This window comes from Aeromicrobium wangtongii (genome assembly GCF_024584515.1).
GTDB lineage: Bacteria > Actinomycetota > Actinomycetes > Propionibacteriales > Nocardioidaceae > Aeromicrobium > Aeromicrobium wangtongii.
On sequence record NZ_CP102173.1, the window covers coordinates 1,951,882 to 1,973,093 of the forward strand.

The window sequence follows — 21,212 nt, forward strand, 5'->3', positions numbered from 1 at the left end:
GTCGGGGGTGATGTCCCGTCTGCCGGCCTGGCTGCGCGTCGCGGCCGCGATGTTCGCCGTCGGCTGGGGCGCCAACCAGTTCGCCGCGATGCTGCTGGTGTACCGCGCCGAGGACGGGTTCTCGACCGAGGCGGTCACCGCCCTGTTCGGCGCCTACGCGCTGGGCCTGATCCCCGCCCTGCTGATCGTCGGGCCGGTCTCGGACCGGATCGGCCGGCGCGCGGTCATGCGTCCGGTGCTCGTGCTGTCGGTCATCGCGACCTTGGTGCTGGTGCTCGCGCAGGGCTCCCTGGTGCTGCTGCTGATCGGGCGCCTGCTGGCGGGTGTCGCCTCCGGTGCCGCCTTCGCGCCGGGCACGGCCTGGGTCAAGGAGATGTCCGTCGGCGCGTCCGGAACCGGTGCCCGCCGCGCGACGCTGGCACTGTCGGCCGGGTTCGGATCGGGGCCGCTCGTCGCAGGAGTCGTCGCGCAGTGGCTGCCCGCCCCCACGGTCCTGCCCTATGTGCCACACCTGGCCCTGATGATGGTGGTCGCGGCCATCGCGTGGGGTGCCCCCGAGCCGCCCACGGTCGCCGGCCGCCGTACGTCCCGCCGCAGCGTCGAGGTCTGGCAGGCGCTGCGCAGCCGTCCGTTCGTGCTGGGCGTCGCCCTCACGGCGCCCTGGGTCTTCGGCGCCGCGTCCACCAGCTTCGCCACCCTGCCCACCTTCGTCCAGATCGACGTCGCGCCGATCGCCGTCACCGGGTCCCTGGCCGGACTGACGTTATGGACCGGCGTCGCGATCCAGCCGCTGGGACGACGTCTGGGCAACCCACGAGTCATCGTCACCGCGGGGCTCGCCGCATCCGCTGTCGGACTTCTCGTCGGGGTGGCCCTGGCCCGCACCGGCGCTGCCTGGCTCCTGGTCCCGACCGCCGTCCTGCTCGGTATCGGCTACGGCCTGGTGCTCGTGGGCGGGCTGACGACGGTCGAGCGGCTCGCGCACCCGGACGACCTGGGCACGCTCAATGCCATCTTCTACAGCCTGACGTACCTGGGCTTCGCGGCACCGTTGCTCAGCACCCTGACGCTCAAGGCCCTCTCCCCCACCGAGCTCATGCTCGTCGGGGTCGGCGTCATCGCGGTGACGGTGCCCGGTGTGCTGGTCTCGGGGCGGGTCAGGGGGCGCTGAAGCCGGCCGGACTCGGGCTCACTCGAACGGGGTGGGATCCCCTGCGCCGACACGGACGACCTTGGCGGAGCCGTCCGAGAAATCGATCACCGTGGTCGGCTCGGGGATGACGTCGACCCCCGACTCGATGACGGCGTCGATCTGGCCGTCGAGCTCCTCGGCGATCTCCCACGCAGCCGTCATGGCATCGGTCTGGCCGGGCAGGATCAACGTGGTCGACAAGATCGGCTCGCCCAGCGAGGCCAGCAGCGCGCTGACGATCTTGCTCTCGGGAATGCGAACGCCCACGGTCTTCTTCTTGTCGTGCAGCAACCGGCGCGGGACCTCTCGCGTCGCCGGGAGGATGAACGTGTACGGACCGGGGGTGGCGTTCTTCACGGCGCGGAAGATCGAGTTGTCGACCTGGACGAACTGGCCCATCTGGGAGAAGTCCTTGCACACCAGCGTGAAGTGGTGCTTGTCGTCGAGCGCGCGGATCGCCTTGATCCGGTCGAGCGCATCCTTGTTGCCGATCTGTGCGCCGAGGGCATAGCCCGAGTCGGTCGGGTAGGCAATCAGGCCGCCGTCCTGCAAGATGGCCGTGGCCTGGTCGACCGCGCGCTGCTGCGGGTTCTCGGGGTGGATGTCGATGAATCGCGCCATGGGACGAAGCCTACGTCTTCTGGACATGACGAAGGGCCGCACCGAGGTGCGGCCCTTCGTCTCAGGTCATTTGAAGATGCTGTAGCCGCCGGGTCCGACGGCCGCGGCGACGATCAGCAAGATGATGCCGATCAGGATGTCTCCGCGCACGAGGCGCAGGATTCCGTAGATGGCAATGGCAACTGCGATGATCCACAGAATGAACGCCATGAATACTCCCTCTCTCCGTTGGTGGCGGTGGCCACCGCGAAGCCGGGTACCCGGACCTCACATTCTTCAAACACATTTATTTGAATCGCTTCAATCGAACGTGATGTGACCTGGCTCACGGGTATTCGTTCCGGCATGCGGACGCCCGAAAACGATCACGGACGGGCGGCAGACGGGGACCTAGTCTGAGCGGGACGATCCCCCGTCCCGAAGAGGTGCCGACACATGACCGAAGTCTTGACGTTGGCCCAGCGGCGCGAGCAGCAGATTGCACACGACCGGGAGCGCACGGCACACCTCGCGGACCGCGAGGGGATGCTCGACCCGAGGCGCAGCAGCGACGAGCTGCGGACGATCGCCGAGAAGGCCCAGGCGCGCCTGGCCGACACCGACTGCGACACCGTCCTGGCGTGGGTCGCCGAGGAGTTCGGCTACCGGACCGCGGTCGCGTGCTCGATGGCTGATGCGGTGCTGCCCGATGTGGTGGCCAAGCACCTGCCGTGGGTCGACACGCTCTTCCTCGAGACGGGCTACCACTTCGCCGAGACGATCGGCACCCGCGACGCGGTCGAGTCGTCCATGCGTCTGTCCATCGTCGACGTCACACCAGCGCGCACCGTCGCGGAGCAGGACGCAGAGTTCGGCGAACGCCTCTACGAGCGCGATCCGGCGCTGTGCTGCCAGATGCGCAAGGTCGAGCCCCTGCACGCGACCCTCCAGGGGTACGAGGCGTGGATCACCGGCGTGCGGCGCGACGAGGGCCCGACCCGCGCCGACACGCCGTTCATCACCTGGGACGAGAAGAACGGGCTGGTCAAGGTCAACCCGCTCGCTGCCTGGACGTTCGACGACCTGCTCGCCTACGCCGACGACCACGGCGTCATCGTCAACCCGCTCGTGAATGACGGGTACCCGTCGATCGGCTGCGCGACGTGCACACGACGCGTCCTCCCCGGCGAGGACCCCCGCGCGGGTCGCTGGGCCGGTCTGGACAAGACCGAGTGCGGCCTGCACAACACCTGACCCTTCCCGATCCACCCCTTCCGAAGGCACCGATGACCCTGACTGACGAACGCCGTCTCACCCAGCTGCAGTGGCTGGAGTCCGAGGCGATCCACATCATCCGCGAGGTGGCCGCCGAGTTCGAGCGGCCCGTGCTGCTGTTCTCCGGCGGCAAGGACTCGGTCGTGATGCTGCACCTGGCGACCAAGGCCTTCTGGCCGGCCCCCGTGCCGTTCCCGGTCATGCACGTCGACACCGGGCACAACTTCCCCGAGGTCCTGGCCTTCCGCGACGCCACGGTGGAGCGGCTCGGCCTGCGCCTCGAGGTCGTCTCGGTGCAGGACTACATCGACGACGGCCGGTTGCGCGAACGCAGCGACGGCACCCGCAACCAGCTGCAGACGCAGCCCCTGCTCGACGGCATCACGGGCAACAAGTTCGACGCGGTCTTCGGCGGCGGCCGCCGCGACGAGGAGAAGGCCCGCGCCAAGGAGCGGGTCTTCAGCCTGCGCGACGAGTTCGGCCAGTGGGATCCCCGCAACCAGCGTCCCGAGCTGTGGAACCTGTACAACGGCCGCCACCGTCCCGGCGAGCACGTCCGCGTCTTCCCGATCAGCAACTGGACCGAGCTGGACGTGTGGCAGTACATCGCCGCGGAGAACATCGCGCTGCCCGAGCTCTACTACGCCCACCAGCGTGAGGTGTTCGAGCGCGACGGCATGCTGATCGCCGTCAGCGAGGTCTCGATGCCCCGCGATGGCGAGGTCACCTCGAAGCGCCAGGTCCGCTACCGCACGGTCGGCGACATGTCGTGCACCGGCGCCGTCGAGAGCGACGCCACGACTGTCGAGGACGTCATCGTCGAGGTCGCCGCGACCCGCCTGACCGAGCGGGGCGCGACCCGCGCAGACGACCGAGCCTCCGAGGCCGCCATGGAAGATCGCAAGAAAGAGGGCTACTTCTGATGCGGACGCTGCTTCGCCTGGCCACCGCCGGTTCGGTCGACGACGGGAAGTCGACGCTCGTGGGCCGGTTGCTCTACGACTCCAAGTCGGTCCTCGCCGACCAGTTCGACGCCGTCGAGCGGGTCAGCCGCGACCGCGGACTGGCCTCGGCCGATCTGGCGCTGCTAACGGACGGCCTGCGCTCCGAGCGTGAGCAGGGCATCACGATCGACGTGGCCTACCGGTACTTCGCGACGTCCGAGCGGTCGTTCATCCTGGCCGACTGCCCCGGCCACGTGCAGTACACCCGCAACACCGTCACGGGCGCCAGCACGGCCGATGTCGTGGTGCTGCTGGTCGACGTGCGCCACGGCATCCAGGAGCAGACGCGGCGCCACCTGGCCGTCGCGTCGCTGCTGCGCGTCCCGCACGTCGTCGTGGTCGTCAACAAGATCGACCTGGTCGACTTCGACGAGGCCACGTACACCCGCGTGTCCGACGAGGTGCTCGCATCCGCCCGCAGCCTGGGCCTGTTCGACGTCGCCACGATCCCGGTGTCGGCACTGAACGGCGACAACGTCGTCGACCGCTCGACCCGCACGCCCTGGTACGACGGACCGAGCCTGCTGAGCTATCTCGAGCAGCTCTCCCCCGTCGGCAGCCCGCACTCCGAGCCGCTGCGCCTGCCCGTGCAGCTCGTGATCCGCCCCCAGCAGGCGGCCGGCGACGAGTTCCGCGACTACCGCGGGTACGCCGGCCAGATCACCTCCGGGCTGGTCCGGGTCGGCGACGCCGTCACGGTGCAGCCCAGCGGCCGCACCAGCACGGTCACTGGCATCGACTTCGCCGGCGACCAGCTCGAGGAGGCATTCGCACCGCAGTCGGTCACCATCCGGCTGGCCGACGACATCGACATCTCCCGTGGCGATCTGATCGTCACCTCGCGCAGCGTCCCGCCGGTGACGCAGGACATCGAGGGCACGGTGGCCTGGCTCGCCGACCACGCCTTGGTGCCGGGCACGAAGGTGCTGCTCAAGCACGGCACACGGACGGTGCAGGCGATGGTCCGCGCGCTCGGCGGCAAGCTCGATCTGGACTATGCCCGGCTCCTGCCGGCCGACTCGCTCGGGCTCAACGACATCGGTCACGTGACCCTTCGTCTCGCGGCGCCGATCCCCGCCGAGGAGTACCTGCACTCGCGCGACACCGGCGCCTTCCTCCTGATCGACGCCCAGGACGGTGGCACCCTGGCCGCCGGGATGGTCGGAGACGCCCTGCTGGACACCGTCGCTGCGGTGGGCGCCCAGCCAGCGCCTGCATGACGTCCGCAGGAAGCCTTCCGCTGACCCTGCGTGTCGCCGGCCGTCGCGTCGTGGTCGTGGGCGGTGGGCACGTGGCCACCCGGCGCGCGCTCGCGCTCGTCGAGGCCGGCGCACGGGTCGTCGTCGTGTCGCCGGACGTGTCGGACTCCCTCGCGTCGTCGATCGGGCGGGGCGACGTGGAGTGGATCGACCGTGGCTACGTCTCGGGTGACCTCGCCGGCGCCTGGCTGGTGCAGACCGCCACCGACTCCCCCGTCGACGGCGTGGTGGCCGCCGACGCCGAGGCGGCCCAGATCTGGTGCCTGAAGGGGGGCGACCCGGAGCACGCGACGGCCTGGGCACCCGCCGTCGCCCAGGTCGACGACGTCCTGGTGGCGGTCAGCGGCGGCGGTGATGCCCGCCGGGCCACCGCGCTGCGTGACGGGGTGGCCGCGGCCCTGCAGTCCGGCGAGCTGCCCATGCGCCACCGCACCCACCACCCGGACGGCTTCGTGGCGCTGGTCGGCGGCGGTCCCGGCGACCCGGGTCTCCTGACCACCCGCGGCCGGCGCCTGCTGGCCGAGGCGGATGTCGTCGTGATCGACCGGCTCGCCCCGCACAGCCTGCTGGCCGAGCTGGACGATGATGTCGAGGTCGTCGACGTGGGCAAGATGCCCGATCACCACCCGATCCCCCAGCACGAGATCAACGCGATCCTCGTGGACCGGGCGAAGCAGGGCAAGATCGTGGTGCGGCTCAAGGGCGGCGATCCCTACGTGTTCGGGCGTGGCGGCGAGGAGCTGATCGCCTGCCGTGACGCCGGCGTCCCTGTCGAGGTCGTGCCGGGCGTCACCAGTGCCGTCTCGGTGGCGGCCGCCGCCGGCATCCCGGTGACCCACCGAGGTGTCGCCCGCGGGTTCTCGGTGGTCACGGCGCACGAGGACATCGGCGACCTGCCCCACACGGGGGCTCACACGCTGGTGATGCTGATGGGCGTCAAGCGCTTGGCCGAGACGTGCGCGCAGCTGGTGGCCTCCGGGCACCCGCCCGAGACTCCGGCGGCCATCATCGAACGCGGCTTCTCCCCCACCCAGCGGGTCACGGTGGGGACGCTGGAGACGCTGCCGGGCGCGGCCGAGGCCGCCGGGGCGACATCCCCGGCCATCACCGTGATCGGAGACGTCGTCAGGTTGTCGCCGGCCTGGGCCGCGCGCTCTTGATCGCCAGCCGGCGTGCCTCGTCGATCAGCGCCGCCATCGGCAGCTCGCGCATGTCGTTGCCGGAGATGGACGCGTCCTCGCCGTGCGGGCGGACCGCGATCTCCAGGACGCTCCAGGAGCGATCCGAACCGCGGCGGTGGAGCCGGAATCCGACCTCCCAGTCATCAGCGAGTCGCATCGCCACCAGGCGTTCGCCGTGCTCATCCACATGGAGCGCATAGGGCTTCGAGACGTTGTCCATGAGCTCAGCGAGATTCATGTCGACTCCGTGGGTCGGTCGTGAGCCGACGCTAGCACCGCGCGCCCCGCATCACCATGATGTGCCGTCCGGTCCTAGGCGGCGCGAGGTTCCTGTTTCGTGAACCTGGCGTGGCGTCTGGGTCTCTGCTCGGGGTCGATCCGGGTTGGCGGGATGATCTCGGGGATCCCGTCGGCTCCCATCCGAGCTTCCCACTCCCCTTCGTGGACCAGGAAATGATGGAAGTGGCACAACAAGGCTGCGTTGTTGAGGTCGGTCGGTCCGCCCTCTGACCAGAAGTTGAGGTGGTGGGCTTCGCACCACGCCGGTGGGCGGTCGCAGTCCGGGAACACGCAGCCCTTGTCACGTACGGCCAGCGCCAACCGCTGGTGGCGGTCGTAGAGGCGCTTGGTCATCCCGTGGTCGATGACCCGGGTGCCGTTCTCCAGATACAGAGCGACGAGGTGCGCGTTGCACGCCAGACGCTGGGCCTTGCGGGCTGACATCGGAGTGCCGGAGGTGTTGGTCGCTGTTCCCTGGCCAGTGCGCAAGTCATCAACATCGATCGTGACGGCCACAGTCGCAGCGAGGCCACCGGACTGCGGCAACGCCCCTGTCGGCAGGTGGGTGATGAGCTCGGTGAACGCGTGCCCGAGCTTGCGATCCCTCGGCAACGCCAACCAGTCATCGGCGCCCATGCCGTGGTGCTCAGCATTGGCCGCCGTGCGACGTGGGGCGATGATCCCTTCCAGGGCCGCCCGCAGGGTGTCGGCATCCGCATCGGGGATCGTGAACGCCCCATGCGTGGTTCCATCACCCCGCCGCCGCATCGACAGCTTGGTTGCGTCCCACGCCTTCTGCTCCTGCTTGCGCAGCTGCTCACCCAGGTGCTCATCGGCACCGTCGGGGTCGATCACTTCGAGGACTCTGTTCGCCAGCCGCTTCAGATCGTCCAGACCGTACTCGCCGGCGAGGCGGATCAGGTGCGCCTCGGCATCGGTCCGCTCTTGGTCCCCGCACCAGTCGGGCAACGCATCGATCGCCTTCATGATCACCGCCGCCTGATCGGTGGACAGGTCACCGCGAGCCCAAGCCGCTTGACTGGCCTCGACCCCGGTCACCCGAGCCAGCCCGACCAGCTTGGCCGCCTCGCCCTTGCTGATCCCGGCGCTGGCAGCAAGCCAAGTCGTCGTGGACGTTGCACCGTCGTCCTTCGCGAGGCCCATGTCCTCGGCGCATCCAGCCAGTCGCGACAACGCGGCATCCATCGACGTCCGCGCCCTCACGACCGCGAGCGCGACCTGCTTGACCTCCGAACCGGTCAACGTCCAGGGCTCGAGCGCGGCGAGATCCTCACTGACCGATGAGAGTTGATCGAGGATCATGGACGGGCTCCGGAGCGACTAGAACGTATGTTCGATTCTATCCGACATGCGTCTGCCCTCGCAAGGCCTCATCCGCACTAATTTGCTGTTATTTCAGTACTTAAGCGGCCAAAACTACCGCTATCAGCGGGCGCCGAAGACCTGCGCGTAGTACCAGCGGCCGGAGGAGTCCTTCGCGGCTCCGACCCCGATGTAGCGGTACGACTTGGTCAGGATGTTGCGGCGGTGACCGGGCGACTTCATCCAGGCCTTCGTGACCGACTTGACCGAGGTGTATCCGTAGGCGACGTTCTCACCCACGCGCGACAAGTGGCACTTCTTGAGCACGACCCGGATGTCCTGGTGGAACATCCGCTTCGCCTTGGCCTGCCGACGGGCGTGCGCCTCGGCGTAGCGGTCGACACAGCTGGATGCCTTGAGCTTCTTGAGGTCGCGCTTGGTGCGCTCGGCATTGGTCTTCTTCACGACATCGGACTCGATCTTGCCCGAGGACGCCGCGGACGCCGGCGCGACAGGCAGGATCAGCAGGGCTGCGAAAAGGGCGATCAGGAGGGGTCTGCGCATGAGATGGCTCCGGGGGAAGGCGGATCGTTCACCCGAGGACGCTACCCGCCCGTCTCGACCTCACCAACTCGCGCCGGTGTGACCGTCGCTGGAGGGGGCCGACTCCCGTCAGCCCCCTCCCCCGGTCAGTCGCCCTTCACGTTGACGATCTGCCGCAGCGTGTGACGAACCTCGACCAGGTCAGCAGCGTCCTGCATGATCACGTCGATGTCCTTGTACGCCGCGGGGATCTCGTCGACGAAGGCCGCCGTGTCGCGGTACTCGATGTCTCCCATCGCGACCCGCAGATCGTCCTGGGTGAACTGCTTGCGGGCCTTGGACCTGCTGTACTCGCGCCCGGCCCCGTGGGGGGACGAGTTCAGGGCAACCGGGTTGCCCTTGCCCACCACGACGTACGACCGCGTTCCCATGGACCCCGGGATCAGGCCCATCGTGCCGGAGGAAGCGTCGATCGCCCCCTTGCGGGACAGCCAGACGTCCTTGCCGAAGTGCTTCTCCCGGGCCGTGTAGTTGTGGTGGCAGTTGATCTCCTCGAGCCGCTCCACCTCGTCCGTGCCGACCCAGTCCGCGAAGCACGCCACGACCCGGTCCATCATCTCCGCGCGGTTGAGCAGCGCGTACTTCTGCGCCCACTGCAGCTCGGTGATGTACGCATCGAACTCGTCCGTGCCCTCCACGAGGTACGCCAGATCGCGATCCGGCAGATCGATCCACCATTTGCGGCACAGCTCCTGCGCGATCGCGATGTGCCGCTGCGCGATCTTGTTGCCGACACCGCGCGATCCGGAGTGCAGGAACAACCACACCCGGTCGTCCTCGTCGAGGCTGACCTCGATGAAGTGATTGCCCGATCCGAGCGTGCCGAGCTGCAGCTCCCAGCTCTTCGCCCGGTCGGCCGGGTCGAACCCAGCGGCCTCGGCATCGGCGCGCAGCTCGTTCACGCGCGCCTGGGTGTGCGCTCGGGTGATCGCGCGGTTGGCGACCCCGGCGGACAACGGGATCGCCCTTTCGATCGCCAGGCGCAGCGTCCGGCGATCCGTCGGCAGCTCGGAGGCCACGTACGGCGTCTTGACCGCGATCATCCCGCAACCGATGTCGACCCCGACAGCAGCGGGGATGATCGCGCCGAGCGTCGGGATCACCGAGCCGACCGTCGCCCCCTTGCCCAGGTGGGCGTCGGGCATCAGTGCGAGGTGCGGGTAGATGAACGGCATGCTGCTGGCCGTGTGGGCCTGATCGCGGGCGTTGGAGTCCAGGATGGAAGCCCAGCTGAACAACCGCTGGGAGAGCTTCTCCATGAGATGTCACTTTCGGTGAGTGGGTGGATACAACAAAAAAGCCCCGACCGCAGGCGCGGTCGAGGCTCGGTGTCCGGAGCGGTTGGCTGGTCAGCCAGCGCTGGTTCCCGGGTACGGGGCATCGGCCGCAGGCCATCCCTGGCGATTGCGGAACGAGAGCTCGAGCTGCACGAGATAACTACGGCGAATCGGCGTCGACATCATGAAGCTCCTCTCGGGTACCAGGTGGGTGGGCGATGCGTCGCAGGACGTTACACCATGTCTGGGGTGCCCGGCGATTCCTGCGCTGCGATCCAGGCGTTGAAGTGCCGCTCCCCCTGGCGCATCACCTGCCGGTGGGCCAGGACGAATAGCGGTCGCAGGGCCCACGACGTCCATCGCATCCATCGGCGGCGGGTGTCCACGCGCCAGTCGATGACCATCGAGGTCTCCCCCGGGCCGTCCTCGAACGCCACGGCACCGTGTCCCTCCAGATCACCCGTCGCCGTGAAGCTCAGCGCACCGGGACGCTGCGTCGTCAGGTCATCGAGCGCGAACCGCAGCGAGTACGCGAACGGGCTGTCGACCCGCACGTGCATCCGTGAGCCGTCGAACTCGCTGACCTGCACCGCGGGCCACCAGACCATCGGGTCAGGAGTCGCCAGCAATGCGTCCAGGACGTCCCACAGGTCCTCCCGCGACAGCGGGACCGACCAGCGGGAGACGAGCGAGTAGTCGGCGGCCATCTATGCCTGGTGTGCGGTGCGGGTACGGCGCAACCACCACAGCCCGATGAACGGCAGCACCAGCGGGACGAACCCGTAGCCGCGGCCGAAGTCCGACCACACGGTCTCGTCCGGGAACAGTCCCTCGTCCACGAGCGACACGATGCCGACCGCCAGCACGCCGACCAGCTCGATGCCGATCGTCACGAGCGCGAGCCGACGGCGGTTCAGCGCCAGCGCGGCCGTCGCGAGGATGTAGACGACGCCGGCGAAGGCCGACAGGACGTACGGCACCACGGTGTCGGAGTCGACCTCGGCGATCAGCTGCACGATGGATCGCGCTGACGCGGCCAGCGCGAACACCGCGTAGACGGCGACGAGGGCGCGGCCGAAGCCGTGGGAGGTGTCGGGACGTTCAGGCATAGGTGCCCTTCCAGATGCCCAGCAGGCGGATCGAGAGCACCGCGACGCTGAGCATCGCCACGACCACGACACCGGTCCCCCAGCGGGACTTCTCGGCGATCCCCCACAGCACGGCCGCCGGCGGGATGACGACCATCGTGACCAGGTAGGAGATGAACACGACACCGTCGACGTCGCGTGACGTCTGCCCCAGCGCGATCGATCCGCCGACCAGCAAGCCGATCAGGACGATCTCCAGCACGGACACCGCATAGAACAGCGGATTGCCGAACGGCCGCTGGGTCACGGTGTGCCACGCGGCGAACGCCGCGACCAGCGCCCCGAGGATCGCGATGCCATAGGCGACGGGATCGGTCACGCACTGCCCTTGCTCGAGGCCCCTCGCACGAGAGGGGGCGGTCGGATGTCGAGCCGATTCTCCCACGCGCCCGGGAGAGCCCCGCAGGCCCGTCGGTCAGGAGAAGGCGTTCTCCCCGGTCAGCGCCTGGCCCAGGATCAGCTGGTGCATCTCGACGGTGCCCTCGTAGGTCAGCACCGACTCGAGGTTGTTCATGTGCCGGATCACCGGGTACTCCAGCGAGATGCCGTTGGCGGCCAGGATCGTGCGGGACGTCCGGCAGATGTCCAGCGCCTCGCGGACGTTGTTGAGCTTGCCGAAGCTGACCTGCTCGGTGGTCAGCCCCACCGCGTCCTTGCGGCGTCCCAGGTGCAGCGCCAGCAGCAGCCCCTTGTGCAGCTCGAGCGCCATGTCGGCCAGCTTCGCCTGCGTCAGCTGGAAGCCGCCGATCGGCCGGCCGAACTGCTGACGGGTGCGCGCGTAGTCCAGCGCTGTCTCGAAGGACGATCGGGCAGCGCCCATCGAGCCCCACACGATGCCGTAACGGGCCTCCGTCAGGCACGACAGCGGCCCCTTGAGCCCACGCACCTCGGGGAACATCGCCGATGCCGGCACCCGGACCCCCTCGAGCACCAGCTCGGCCGTCGACGAGACGCGCAGCGACATCTTGTGCTTGATCTCGCGGGCGCTGAACCCGGGGGTCTGCGTGGGGACCGCGAAACCCCGGATGCCCTCATCGGTCTGCGCCCAGATGACCGCGACATCGGCGAAGGTGCCGTTGGAGATCCACATCTTGCTGCCGTCGAGCACCCAGTCGCTGCCGTCGCGGCGCGCCGTCGTCCGCATGCTGCCCGGGTCGGAGCCGTGATCGGGCTCGGTCAGCCCGAAGCAGCCCACGAGCTCGCCGGTGCCCATCCCCGGCAGCCACCGCTGCTTCTCCTCCTCCGAGGCCCAGCGCCAGATCGCGTACATCGCCAGTGATCCCTGCACCGAGACCATCGAGCGGATGCCGGAATCGCACGCCTCGAGCTCGGCGCACGCCAATCCGTAGTCGACCGACGACATGCCCGGCAGCGTGTAGCCCTCCAGGTGCATCCCGAGCAGGCCGAGCTTGCCGAACTCGGCGAACAGCTCGCGGGGATGGGGCGCCCCGCCGGCCTCGAACCACTGCGCCACGTGGGGCTGGACGTGCTCGGCCAGCATCGAGCGGACGCTGCCGCGCACGGCGATCTCCTCGGCCGTCAGCAGGTCGTCGAGTGACAGGGGGTCCGTGGCGTTGAAGACAGGCATGCGCCCACGGTAGACCCACTGGGCGCATCTAGAATCGGATGCGGGACACGCCGGAGAATCCAGCGGCCCACCCATCCTGACCGGAGGCGGCGACGAATGGTTCGTAGGAAGCTCCCCGGAAAGGACGACGCCATGGCGGCATCCGCTGCACACCTCAAGCTCGCGGCCACACCCGAGCACGATGCCGCATCCGATCTGAACGATCTCCTCGTCCGCGTCGCACGCGGCGACGAGAGCGCGTTCGCCGCGATCTACGATGCGCTCGGCGCATCCGTGTTCGGGCTGGCCCGGCGTGTCATCCGCGATCCCGCCCGTGCCGAGGAGATCGCCCAAGAGGTGTTCATGCAGGCCTGGCAGTCCGCCGCCCGCTTCGATCCCGCCCGCGGCAACGCCAAGAGCTGGCTCCTGACGCTGGCGCACCGTCGTGCCGTCGACGCCGTCCGCCACGACCAGGCCGCGACCAACCGCGAGAACAAGTACGACTGGTCCGGGGGCCCGGACTACGACGAGGTCGAGGAGACGGTGACCATCACCCTCGAGCACGAGCAGGTCAACCGCTGCCTGGACGGGCTGACGGAGCTGCAGCGTGAGGCGGTGAACCTGGCGTACTACCAGGGCTACACCTACGCCGAGGTGGCCACCGCCCTGAACGCGAACACCGCCACGATCAAGACCCGGATGCGCGATGGCATCATCCGCCTGCGCGACTGCATGGGAGTTGGGGCATGAGCACCGATCTGCACTCCCTCATGGCGCCCTACGCGCTCAACGCCCTCGACGACGAGGAGCGGGCCAGGTTCGAGGCCCATCTCGAGCAGTGCGCCGACTGCCAGGCCGAGATGGCCGGGTTCATGGCCACGGCCGTCCGTCTCGGCGGCGCCGCCGAGCACACGCCTCCCCCGGGTCTGCGTGAGCGCCTGCTCACCGAGATCGGCTCGACGCCCCAGGAGCGTCCCATCGTCACGTCGCTCGCCGACCGCCGCGGGCTGCGCCGCAGGCTCCCGCGCATCCTGGTGGCAGCGGCCGTCCTGGTCGGCGTCGTCGGCGCGGGTGGCTATGTCGTCGAGCGCCAGAACGCCCAGGAGGAGCACGAGCAGCGGGTCGCGGTCTCGCGCGTGCTGTCGGCACCCGACGCACAGACCGTCGCGAAGAGCTTCCCCGGCGGCGGCAACGTGCGGATGGTCATGTCCTCGAAGGTCAACTCGGCGGTGATCTACGCCAACAACCTGCCGCGGGCCGGCAAGGACAAGGTCTACCAGGTGTGGCTGATCGGGTCGGACGGTCCGCACAGCCAGGGCACGTTCGTCACCAGCGGCGACATGGTCATGGACGGCATCGACAAGGTCGACCAGGTCGCTGTGACGGTCGAGCCGAAGGGCGGGTCCAAGAAGCCGACCACCGCGCCCGTCGCGCTGATCCCGGTCTGACCGGGGTGCCCGCGTGCCACCGGACGATGGGATCATGACGGCGTGACTCCACCGCTCGTCCTGATCGCGGCCGCGATGGCGGTGCCGTCGGGCTTCTACCGTCCGCTGGTCGCCGCATTCGCCGAGCGTGGCTGGGAGGCGCGGGCGCTGCCCAACCGCGGCTTCGAGCGCGGTGAGCCGATCGCCTCGCGCGCGCACGACTGGAGCTATGCCGACGAGATCCAGGCGATCGCGGACGCCGTGGGCAAGGCGCGCGCGGACGATCCGGACCGTCCGGTCATCGTGCTGGGGCACAGCCTCGGGTCGCAGCTGGGCGCGGGCCACCAGCTCCACCACCCGCCGGCGGACGGATTCGTGACCGTCGGCGCCTCAGTGCCGCACTTCCGCACCTATCCGTACGGCGGGCTGGGCGTGCTGCTGCTCGGGGTCACCGTCCCGCTGGCGACGCGGGTACGCGGCTTCCTGCCCAAGCCGTTCTTCGGCGCTCCGGGCGCCAGGACACTGATGCGCGAGTGGGCCCGGTTCGTCCGCACCGGGAAGCCACCCTTCGACGTCCCGCACCGCATCACGTCGCCGACGCTCGTCATCCAGCTGCAGGGCGACACCTACGCCGTGTCGGCGTCGAACAAGGTCTTCACCGCGATGATGGTCGAGCCCGACGCCGTCACCCGGTGGGTCTACACCAAGGACGCCGCCCTGGCCGCTGGCGGCACGTCCCACCACGTCCAATGGGTCAAGACCCCAGGCCCGGTCGTCGACCGCATCATCGACTGGTGGACCACCACCCACCCCATCCGCTGACGCGTGGGTTGTAGACGCTGACGCGTGGGTTGTAGACGCTGACGCGTGACTTACGCATCGCGACGCGTGGGTTGTAGACGCTGACGCGTGACTTACGCACCGCGACGCGTGGGTTACGTACCACGGACACGCTGGGTCAGGTCAGGCATGGACGGGAACCAACCCACGCCTCAGCATGCACAACCCACGCCTCAGCATGCACAACCCACGCCTCAGCGTCTACAACCCACGCGTCAGCGTGCGGAAGCCACGCGTCAGCGGTGGGGTCAGTCGGCGAAGGCCTCGACCGGGGGGCAGGAGCAGGCCAGGTTGCGGTCGCCGTAGGCCTGGTCGATGCGGCCGACCGGCGGCCAGTACTTGTCATCGACCGTCCCGGCCGGGAAGGCGCCTGTGCTGATGTCGTAGGCGTGGTCCCACTCCAGCAGCGTCCGCATCGTGTGCGGCGAGTTCACCAGCGGGTTGTCCCCGGCCGGCCACTGCCCCGCGATGACCTGGTCGATCTCCGAGCGGATCGCCAGCATCGCGTCGCAGAACCGATCGAGCTCGGCGAGGTCCTCGGACTCGGTCGGCTCGACCATCAGCGTGCCCGGCACCGGGAAGCTCATGGTCGGCGCGTGGAAGCCGTAGTCGATCAGCCGCTTCGCGACATCATCGATCGTCAGCCCCGCAGCCTTCGTCAGCGGCCGCAGGTCCAGGATGCACTCGTGCGCGACGAGGTCGTTGTCACCCGTGTAGAGCACCGGGAAGGCGCTCTCGAGGCGCTTGGCGATGTAGTTCGCCGACAGGACGGCCACCGAGGTGGCGTCCGTCAGGCCCTCGGCGCCCATCATCGCGATGTACGCGTACGGGATCGGCAGGATGCCCGCCGAGCCGTAGGGCGACGCGCTGATGGCGCCGACGCCGACCCGCTTGCTCTCCACGGGATGCAGCGGGTGCGTGGGCAGGAACGGCACCAGGTGCTCGGCCACCGCGACGGGTCCGACACCGGGGCCACCGCCGCCGTGCGGGATGCAGAATGTCTTGTGCAGGTTCAGGTGCGAGACGTCGCCGCCGAACACGCCGGGCTGGGCGTGACCCAGCAGCGCGTTGAGGTTGGCGCCGTCGACGTACACCTGGCCGCCGTGCGCGTGCACGATCTCGCACAGCTCGGTGATGCCGTGCTCATAGACGCCGTGCGTCGACGGGTAGGTCACCATGATCGCCGCCAGGTCGTCGGTGTGCTTCTCGCACTGCGCCCGCAGGTCGGCCAGGTCGACCTCGCCCTGATCGGTCGACTTGACCAGCACGACCCGCATGCCGGCCATGACCGCCGACGCGGCGTTGGTGCCGTGCGCCGAGCTGGGGATCAGGCACACCGTGCGGTGCTGGTCGCCGCGGCTGTGGTGGTAGGCCCGGATGGCCAGCAGCCCGGCGAACTCACCCTGGGAGCCGGCATTGGGCTGGATGGAGACGCCGGCGTAACCGGTCACCTCGGCGAGCCAGCCCTCCAGCGTCTCGATGAGCTCGATCATGCCCGCGGCGTCCTCGGCCGGCACGAACGGGTGCAGATCGGCGAACCCGGGCCAGCTGATGGGCTCCATCTCGGCGGTCGCGTTGAGCTTCATGGTGCACGAGCCCAGCGGGATCATGCCCCGGTCCAGAGCGTAGTCGCGGTCGCTGAGCTTCTTGAGGTAGCGCAGCATCTGCGTCTCGCTGTGGTGCTCGTGGAACACCGGGTGGGTCAGGATCTCGTCGGTGCGCAGCAGGTCCGACGGCAGCGCAGCGGGCGCGTCGTCGACACCGGGGACGCCGAAGGCGTTCCAGACCGTCTCCAGGTGGGCGCGCGTCGTGGTCTCGTTGGTCGAGATGCTGATGGTGTCGGCGTCGACGAGCCGCAGGTGGACGCCCGCCTCGCGAGCCTTGGCCACGATGCCGACAGCGCCGCCGGGCACCGTCGCCACGACGGTGTCGAAGAAGTCGCCACCGGCGACCTCCACTCCCCCGGCACGCAGGCCCTCGGCGAGCAGGCTCGCGGACGCGTTGACGTCCGTCGCGATCCGGCGCAGGCCGGCCGGTCCGTGGTAGACCGCGTACATCGACGCGGTGACCGCCAGCAGCACCTGGGCGGTGCAGATGTTGGACGTGGCCTTCTCGCGGCGGATGTGCTGCTCGCGCGTCTGCAGGGCCAGGCGGTAGGCCGGACGGCCCGCGCTGTCGACCGAGACGCCCACGAGGCGGCCGGGCAGGTGGCGCTCCAATCCGGAGCGGACGGCCATGAACCCGGCGTGCGGGCCGCCGTAGAACATCGGGACGCCGAAGCGCTGCGTCGAGCCGACGACGACGTCCGCGCCGAGCGAGCCGGGCGAGGCCAGCAGGACCAGGGCCAGCGGGTCCGCGACGACCACCGCGAGACCGCCGCCCGCGTGAGCCGCCTCGATCGCGGCGCGGGGATCGACGATCCGTCCGTCGGCGCGCGGGTAGGCCACGATGATGCCGGCCATCTCGACGTCCGGGACCCCAGCCGCCAGATCGGCCTCGAGCAGCTCGATGCCGAGCGCCTCGGCGCGGGTGTGCGTGACGGCGAGCGTCTGCGGCAGCAGGCCGGAGTCGATCACGATCGGCAGGGCGTCCTTGCCCTTGGTCGCCCGGCGGATCAGCGTCATCGCCTCGGCGACCGCGGTGCCCTCGTCCAGCAGCGAGGAGTTGGCCGTGGGCAGCCCGGTCAGGTCCGAGATGACGGTCTGGAAGTTCAGCAGCGCCTCGAGACGCCCTTGGGAGATCTCCGGCTGGTACGGCGTGTAGGCCGTGTACCAGGACGGGTCCTCCAGCACGTTGCGGCGGATGACGGCCGGTGTGACGGTCGGGTGGTAGCCCAGGCCGATCATCGCGACGCCCGGGTTGTTGCGGTCGGCCAGCGCCCGCAACGTCGCCAGCGCCTCGGTCTCGGTGCGGGCGGGCGGCAGGTTCAGCGCAGAGCTGCTGCGGATGCCCGAGGGAACCGCTGCCTGCATCAGCGCGTCGAGCGAGTCGTAGCCGACGCGCCGCACCATGGCGTCCTGGTCGGCAGCCGTCGGGCCGATGTGGCGGCCGGCGAAGTCATGGGAGACACGATCTTGGGACATCTGGGGCTCCGAAGGTAGAGGCGACGACTGTGCCTCCCCTTCTGTCGTCCCGCCACGATCGGCGGTGCTCCAGAATTGCCTCGGTCGCGTGGTTCGGTGCCTGAGAGATTCCGGGGAGGAATTGCCCCTTCGGCGTCGCCTGGGCGAACTCTCCCACGCGCGATCGACAGCGCGTTCAGCCTACCAACACGGTGGCTCCGTGCACCGCCGCATCAGGTGACGTGGCGCACTCGGCGGCGTGGGCTCAGCTGGACAGCCGCGCGCGGCGGCGGGCGGCGAGCTCGTCGTCGGCCGAGGAGATCTCGACGGCACGCTCGCTGGGCAGCTCGTGCAGGGAGCCCTCGATCTCCTTCCACACACCGCCGATCGCGATGCCGAAGACGCCCTGGCCACCCTGCAGCAGGTCGATGACCTCGTCGGCGGAGCGGCACTCGTAGACGCTGGCGCCGTCGCTCATGAGCGTGACCTGCGTCAGGTCGTCGGTGCCGCGGACGCGCAGGTGGTCGATGGCGACCCGGATCTGCTGCAGCGAGACACCCGCGTCGAGCAGACGCTTGATGATCTTGAGCAGCAGGATGTCCTTGAAGGAGTAGAGGCGCTGCGTGCCCGAGCCCGTCGCCGAGCGGACGGTCGGCTCGACCAGGCCGGTGCGCGCCCAGTAGTCGAGCTGGCGGTAGGTGATACCAGCGGCACTGCAGGCCGTGGGGCCGCGGAATCCGGCGTCCTCGGGCAGCGGGGAGACGTCGTCGGTGAAGAGCAGTCCCTGGTCACGGGCGTCCGCAGCCGCTTGATGTGTGGCGGTGGCGTCGTTGTCGTGCGACTCGATCATCCGGAATGCCTTCCAAAGCTGGTATGGGGGAAGACTACCGCCACGGAACTACATCCGTGTACCTTCGGCAGCACTCTCAACGTAGAGGTGAGAGTTTCGCCGGTCAACGACCGAGCGCACATGTCGGCGTTCTTTTCTCAAGTCTCACTCAAGGGTTGAGACTCTCCGCCGGCGCTCATTCCGAGAAGTCCTCGGGTTCCACCTCGTCGAGGAACTCACGGAACTTCTCGATCTCCGCGTCCTCCTCGTTCGTCGACGTGATGCCCGCCTCGTCGAGGACGTCCTCGGAGCACACGATCCGGGAGCCGGTGCGCAGCGCCAGGGCGATGGAGTCCGACGGTCGGGCCTCGACCTCCACGCCCGAGGAGAACACCAGCACCGCGAAGAAGATCCCCTCGCGGACGTCCAGGATGCGGACCTCCCGCAGCTCGTCGCCGAGCCCTTCGATGATGCGCTGCATCAGCTCGTGCGTCAGGGGACGCGCCGTCGGCGTGCCCTGCTGGGCGTACGCGATCGCCGACGCCTCCACCGCACCGATCCAGATCGGCAGGTAGCGAGCACCCTCGACCTCCCGCAGGAGCACGAGCGGCTGGTTGGTCGGCATCTCGACGCGGACACCCACGACCTCGACCTCGCGCATGTCAGCCGCGCAATCGACTTCTGACCAGTACGGACTGGAAGCGGATCGACAGCGCGGCCAGGCTTGCCACGGTGCGCTCGGCCGCTTCCTTGTCGAGCTGGCGGGAGCGCGGCGTCACGACCTGGTCGAACAGCGCGACCTCACGATCCGCGGCAGCGCCGAAGATCTTCAGGTGGCGCGGCTCCAGGCCGAGCTCGGCGAACTCCCCCACGATGGAGGCGACCTGCAGGGCCGTGCCGTCGTAGTAGGTCTGGGTGGGACGCTGCGAGATCAGGCCGTACTCCTGGATCGCGTCCAGCGTCGCCGAGTCGATGCCGGCTGCCTCGAGCAGCTCCTCGCGCGACAGGCGGATGCTGCTGGACCCCTCCAGGAACGTCGCCTCGTTCGGCAGGCCGTCCTCGGCCAGCGTCAGGTGCGGGACGCGCGCGGTCGAGCCCTGGACGGTGTCGGGCACCACGCCACGGTCCATCTCGTCCAGGACCTGGCGGATGTGGCCGAGCGGCCAGAACTTGTCGCGCTGCTGCCGCAGGATGAACCGCAGTCGCTCGACGTCGTTGAAGGAGAACTTGCGGTACCCGGACGGCGTGCGCTCCGGCTCGAGCAGGCCCTCGGACTCCAGGTACCTGATCTTGGTGATCGTCAGGTCCGGGAACTCCGGCAGCAGCTCGTCCAGCACCTTGCCGATGCCCAGCCGCGAGAGCTCGGGAAGCGGCTCGGTCACTGCGCGCCCTTCAGGGATCCGGCGAAGTAGATCAACCGGTACTTGCCGATCTGCACCTCGTCGCCACCGGAGAGGGTCACCTCGCCGTCGATCCGGTCACGGTTGACATAGGTGCCGTTCAGGCTGCCCAGGTCGGTGACGGAGTAGCCCGAGCCGTGGCGGGTGAAGGTGCCGTGACGGCGCGAGACGCTGATGTCGTCGAGGAAGATGTCGCTGTCGGGATGACGTCCCACCGACACCTGGTCGCTGTCGAGCAGGAACCGCGCGCCGGAGTCGGGACCGCGCTGCACCAGCAGCATCGCGCTGCCGGCGGGGAGGTTCTCGACGGCCGACACGTCCGAGGCCGACATCTCCTCGGTGTCCGCATCCAGGATCGGGATGTGGGTCGTGTGGTCGGAGACCGGCCCCGAACCGGGGCCTCCCCCGAGGGCGTCCTTGTGCGCAGCGGCGGTGTCGTCGGGCTCTTGGTCCGGCGTAGACATCGGCTTCACTCCTGTGTGCGGTCGACCTCGGAGAGGGTGTGGGACGTGACTTCCAACCTAGCATCCACGAGGGACCGGTCAGAGCGGCTTGAGGGGTGCGTCAGTCGGACGCGAGGGCCGCGTAGGCCTCGGCCTCGAGCAGGGCACCGGTCGGGTCGTCCTCGGACGGACGCAGCTTGATGAGCCAGCCCTCGCCGTAGGGATCGGAGTTGATGACCTCGGGGCCGCCGTCGAGCGCGTCGTTGCGGGCGACGATCTCGCCGCTGAGCGGGGAGAAGATGTCGCTGACCGACTTGGTCGACTCCAGCTCGCCGATGGTCGCGCCGGCCTCCACGCGGTCGCCGACGGCCGGGAGCTCGACGTAGACGATGTCGCCGAGCTGATCCTGCGCGAAGTCGGTGATGCCCACGGTGGCGATGTCGTCGTCCATCCGCACCCACTCGTGCTCTTCGCTGTAGTACAGGTCCTCAGGAATCACCGCA

24 protein-coding genes and 1 riboswitch are annotated in these 21,212 nt (G+C 69.1%); of the genes, 8 read left to right on the plus strand and 16 right to left on the minus strand.

Annotated elements, in window-relative coordinates; all coding sequences use genetic code 11:
- Window positions 1–10: 10 nt before the first annotated feature.
- Entirely contained in the window at window positions 11–1,171 is a 1,161-nt protein-coding gene (locus NQV15_RS09665; RefSeq protein WP_232399814.1) for an MFS transporter, read from the plus strand.
- Window positions 1,172–1,189: 18 nt separating this feature from the next.
- On the opposite strand, the gene NQV15_RS09670 is transcribed toward NQV15_RS09665, so the two are convergent.
- Window positions 1,190–1,813 (minus strand): L-threonylcarbamoyladenylate synthase, encoded by a 624-nt coding sequence (locus NQV15_RS09670; RefSeq protein WP_232399614.1) that lies wholly within the window; start codon window positions 1,811–1,813, stop codon window positions 1,190–1,192.
- A gap of 66 nt (window positions 1,814–1,879) precedes the next feature.
- Complete coding sequence (locus NQV15_RS09675; RefSeq protein WP_232399615.1) at window positions 1,880–2,023, minus strand: GPGG-motif small membrane protein; 144 nt, start codon at window positions 2,021–2,023, stop codon at window positions 1,880–1,882.
- A 225-nt stretch (window positions 2,024–2,248) separates the two neighbouring features.
- Here NQV15_RS09675 and NQV15_RS09680 point away from each other — a divergent pair, with 225 nt between their 5' ends.
- Genes NQV15_RS09680 through cobA form a run of 4 tightly spaced genes read left to right on the plus strand, consistent with a single transcriptional unit; the run spans window position 2,249 to window position 6,490 of the window.
- The gene (locus NQV15_RS09680) at window positions 2,249–3,046 is read left to right on the plus strand and encodes a phosphoadenylyl-sulfate reductase (protein ID WP_232399616.1); all 798 of its coding nucleotides are present in this window, start codon (window positions 2,249–2,251) and stop codon (window positions 3,044–3,046) included.
- Window positions 3,047–3,078: 32 nt separating this feature from the next.
- Window positions 3,079–3,990, plus strand: coding sequence for a sulfate adenylyltransferase subunit CysD (cysD, locus tag NQV15_RS09685; RefSeq protein WP_232399617.1), 912 nt, complete (start codon window positions 3,079–3,081; stop codon window positions 3,988–3,990).
- Entirely contained in the window at window positions 3,990–5,291 is a 1,302-nt protein-coding gene (locus NQV15_RS09690; RefSeq protein ID WP_232399618.1) for a sulfate adenylyltransferase subunit 1, read from the plus strand. Before cysD ends, NQV15_RS09690 begins: the two co-directional genes overlap by 1 nt.
- Window positions 5,288–6,490 (plus strand): uroporphyrinogen-III C-methyltransferase, encoded by a 1,203-nt coding sequence (cobA, locus tag NQV15_RS09695; RefSeq protein ID WP_232399619.1) that lies wholly within the window; start codon window positions 5,288–5,290, stop codon window positions 6,488–6,490. Before NQV15_RS09690 ends, cobA begins: the two co-directional genes overlap by 4 nt.
- Here cobA and NQV15_RS09700 read toward each other — a convergent pair.
- From NQV15_RS09700 to NQV15_RS09735, 8 genes are all read right to left on the minus strand, one after another.
- Window positions 6,456–6,749, minus strand: a complete 294-nt coding sequence (locus NQV15_RS09700; protein WP_232399620.1) for a hypothetical protein — start codon at window positions 6,747–6,749, stop codon at window positions 6,456–6,458. The two genes, cobA and NQV15_RS09700, sit on opposite strands and share 35 nt — an antisense overlap.
- Before the next feature lie 74 nt (window positions 6,750–6,823).
- Window positions 6,824–7,996, minus strand: coding sequence for an HNH endonuclease signature motif containing protein (locus NQV15_RS09705; RefSeq protein ID WP_232399621.1), 1,173 nt, complete (start codon window positions 7,994–7,996; stop codon window positions 6,824–6,826).
- A 240-nt stretch (window positions 7,997–8,236) separates the two neighbouring features.
- Complete coding sequence (locus NQV15_RS09710) at window positions 8,237–8,677, minus strand: CAP domain-containing protein (RefSeq protein ID WP_232399622.1); 441 nt, start codon at window positions 8,675–8,677, stop codon at window positions 8,237–8,239.
- A 125-nt stretch (window positions 8,678–8,802) separates the two neighbouring features.
- Entirely contained in the window at window positions 8,803–9,975 is a 1,173-nt protein-coding gene (locus NQV15_RS09715; protein ID WP_232399623.1) for an RtcB family protein, read from the minus strand.
- Window positions 9,976–10,226: 251 nt separating this feature from the next.
- Complete coding sequence (locus NQV15_RS09720) at window positions 10,227–10,700, minus strand: SRPBCC family protein (protein WP_232399624.1); 474 nt, start codon at window positions 10,698–10,700, stop codon at window positions 10,227–10,229.
- On the minus strand, window positions 10,701–11,102 hold the full coding sequence (locus NQV15_RS09725) for a hypothetical protein (RefSeq protein WP_232399625.1): 402 nt from the start codon (window positions 11,100–11,102) through the stop codon (window positions 10,701–10,703). It lies immediately after the preceding gene.
- Complete coding sequence (locus NQV15_RS09730; RefSeq protein ID WP_232399626.1) at window positions 11,095–11,460, minus strand: hypothetical protein; 366 nt, start codon at window positions 11,458–11,460, stop codon at window positions 11,095–11,097. Before NQV15_RS09730 ends, NQV15_RS09725 begins: the two co-directional genes overlap by 8 nt.
- 96 nt (window positions 11,461–11,556) lie before the next feature.
- Window positions 11,557–12,729 (minus strand): acyl-CoA dehydrogenase family protein, encoded by a 1,173-nt coding sequence (locus NQV15_RS09735; RefSeq protein WP_232399627.1) that lies wholly within the window; start codon window positions 12,727–12,729, stop codon window positions 11,557–11,559.
- A gap of 132 nt (window positions 12,730–12,861) precedes the next feature.
- On the opposite strand from NQV15_RS09735, the gene sigK reads away from it, so the two are divergent.
- Genes sigK through NQV15_RS09750 form a run of 3 tightly spaced genes read left to right on the plus strand, consistent with a single transcriptional unit; the run spans window position 12,862 to window position 14,957 of the window.
- Window positions 12,862–13,458 carry an ECF RNA polymerase sigma factor SigK gene (gene sigK, locus NQV15_RS09740; protein WP_232399628.1) on the plus strand — a complete coding sequence of 199 codons (597 nt, stop codon included), beginning with the start codon at window positions 12,862–12,864 and terminating at the stop codon, window positions 13,456–13,458.
- The gene (locus NQV15_RS09745) at window positions 13,455–14,156 is read left to right on the plus strand and encodes an anti-sigma factor (RefSeq protein ID WP_232399629.1); all 702 of its coding nucleotides are present in this window, start codon (window positions 13,455–13,457) and stop codon (window positions 14,154–14,156) included. Before sigK ends, NQV15_RS09745 begins: the two co-directional genes overlap by 4 nt.
- A gap of 42 nt (window positions 14,157–14,198) precedes the next feature.
- A complete protein-coding gene (locus tag NQV15_RS09750; RefSeq protein ID WP_232399630.1) occupies window positions 14,199–14,957 on the plus strand; it encodes an alpha/beta fold hydrolase in 759 nt (252 codons plus the stop codon).
- A gap of 266 nt (window positions 14,958–15,223) precedes the next feature.
- On the opposite strand, the gene gcvP is transcribed toward NQV15_RS09750, so the two are convergent.
- The 6 genes from gcvP to gcvH form a co-directional block, all read right to left on the minus strand.
- Window positions 15,224–18,058 (minus strand): aminomethyl-transferring glycine dehydrogenase, encoded by a 2,835-nt coding sequence (gene gcvP, locus NQV15_RS09755; RefSeq protein ID WP_232399631.1) that lies wholly within the window; start codon window positions 18,056–18,058, stop codon window positions 15,224–15,226.
- Between the two features lie 79 nt (window positions 18,059–18,137).
- Window positions 18,138–18,224, minus strand: a riboswitch (glycine riboswitch).
- 78 nt (window positions 18,225–18,302) lie between these two features.
- Window positions 18,303–18,887, minus strand: coding sequence for a MerR family transcriptional regulator (locus NQV15_RS09760; RefSeq protein WP_232399632.1), 585 nt, complete (start codon window positions 18,885–18,887; stop codon window positions 18,303–18,305).
- 175 nt (window positions 18,888–19,062) lie between these two features.
- On the minus strand, window positions 19,063–19,527 hold the full coding sequence (locus tag NQV15_RS09765) for a bifunctional nuclease family protein (RefSeq protein WP_232399633.1): 465 nt from the start codon (window positions 19,525–19,527) through the stop codon (window positions 19,063–19,065).
- Window position 19,528: 1 nt separating this feature from the next.
- Entirely contained in the window at window positions 19,529–20,248 is a 720-nt protein-coding gene (ftsR, locus tag NQV15_RS09770) for a transcriptional regulator FtsR (protein ID WP_232399634.1), read from the minus strand.
- Window positions 20,245–20,730: an FHA domain-containing protein gene (locus tag NQV15_RS09775; protein ID WP_232399635.1), complete on the minus strand. Its 486-nt coding sequence runs from the start codon at window positions 20,728–20,730 to the stop codon at window positions 20,245–20,247. Before NQV15_RS09775 ends, ftsR begins: the two co-directional genes overlap by 4 nt.
- Before the next feature lie 100 nt (window positions 20,731–20,830).
- Window positions 20,831–21,208: a glycine cleavage system protein GcvH gene (gene gcvH / locus NQV15_RS09780; RefSeq protein WP_232399636.1), complete on the minus strand. Its 378-nt coding sequence runs from the start codon at window positions 21,206–21,208 to the stop codon at window positions 20,831–20,833.
- Between the last annotated feature and the right edge of the window lie 4 nt (window positions 21,209–21,212).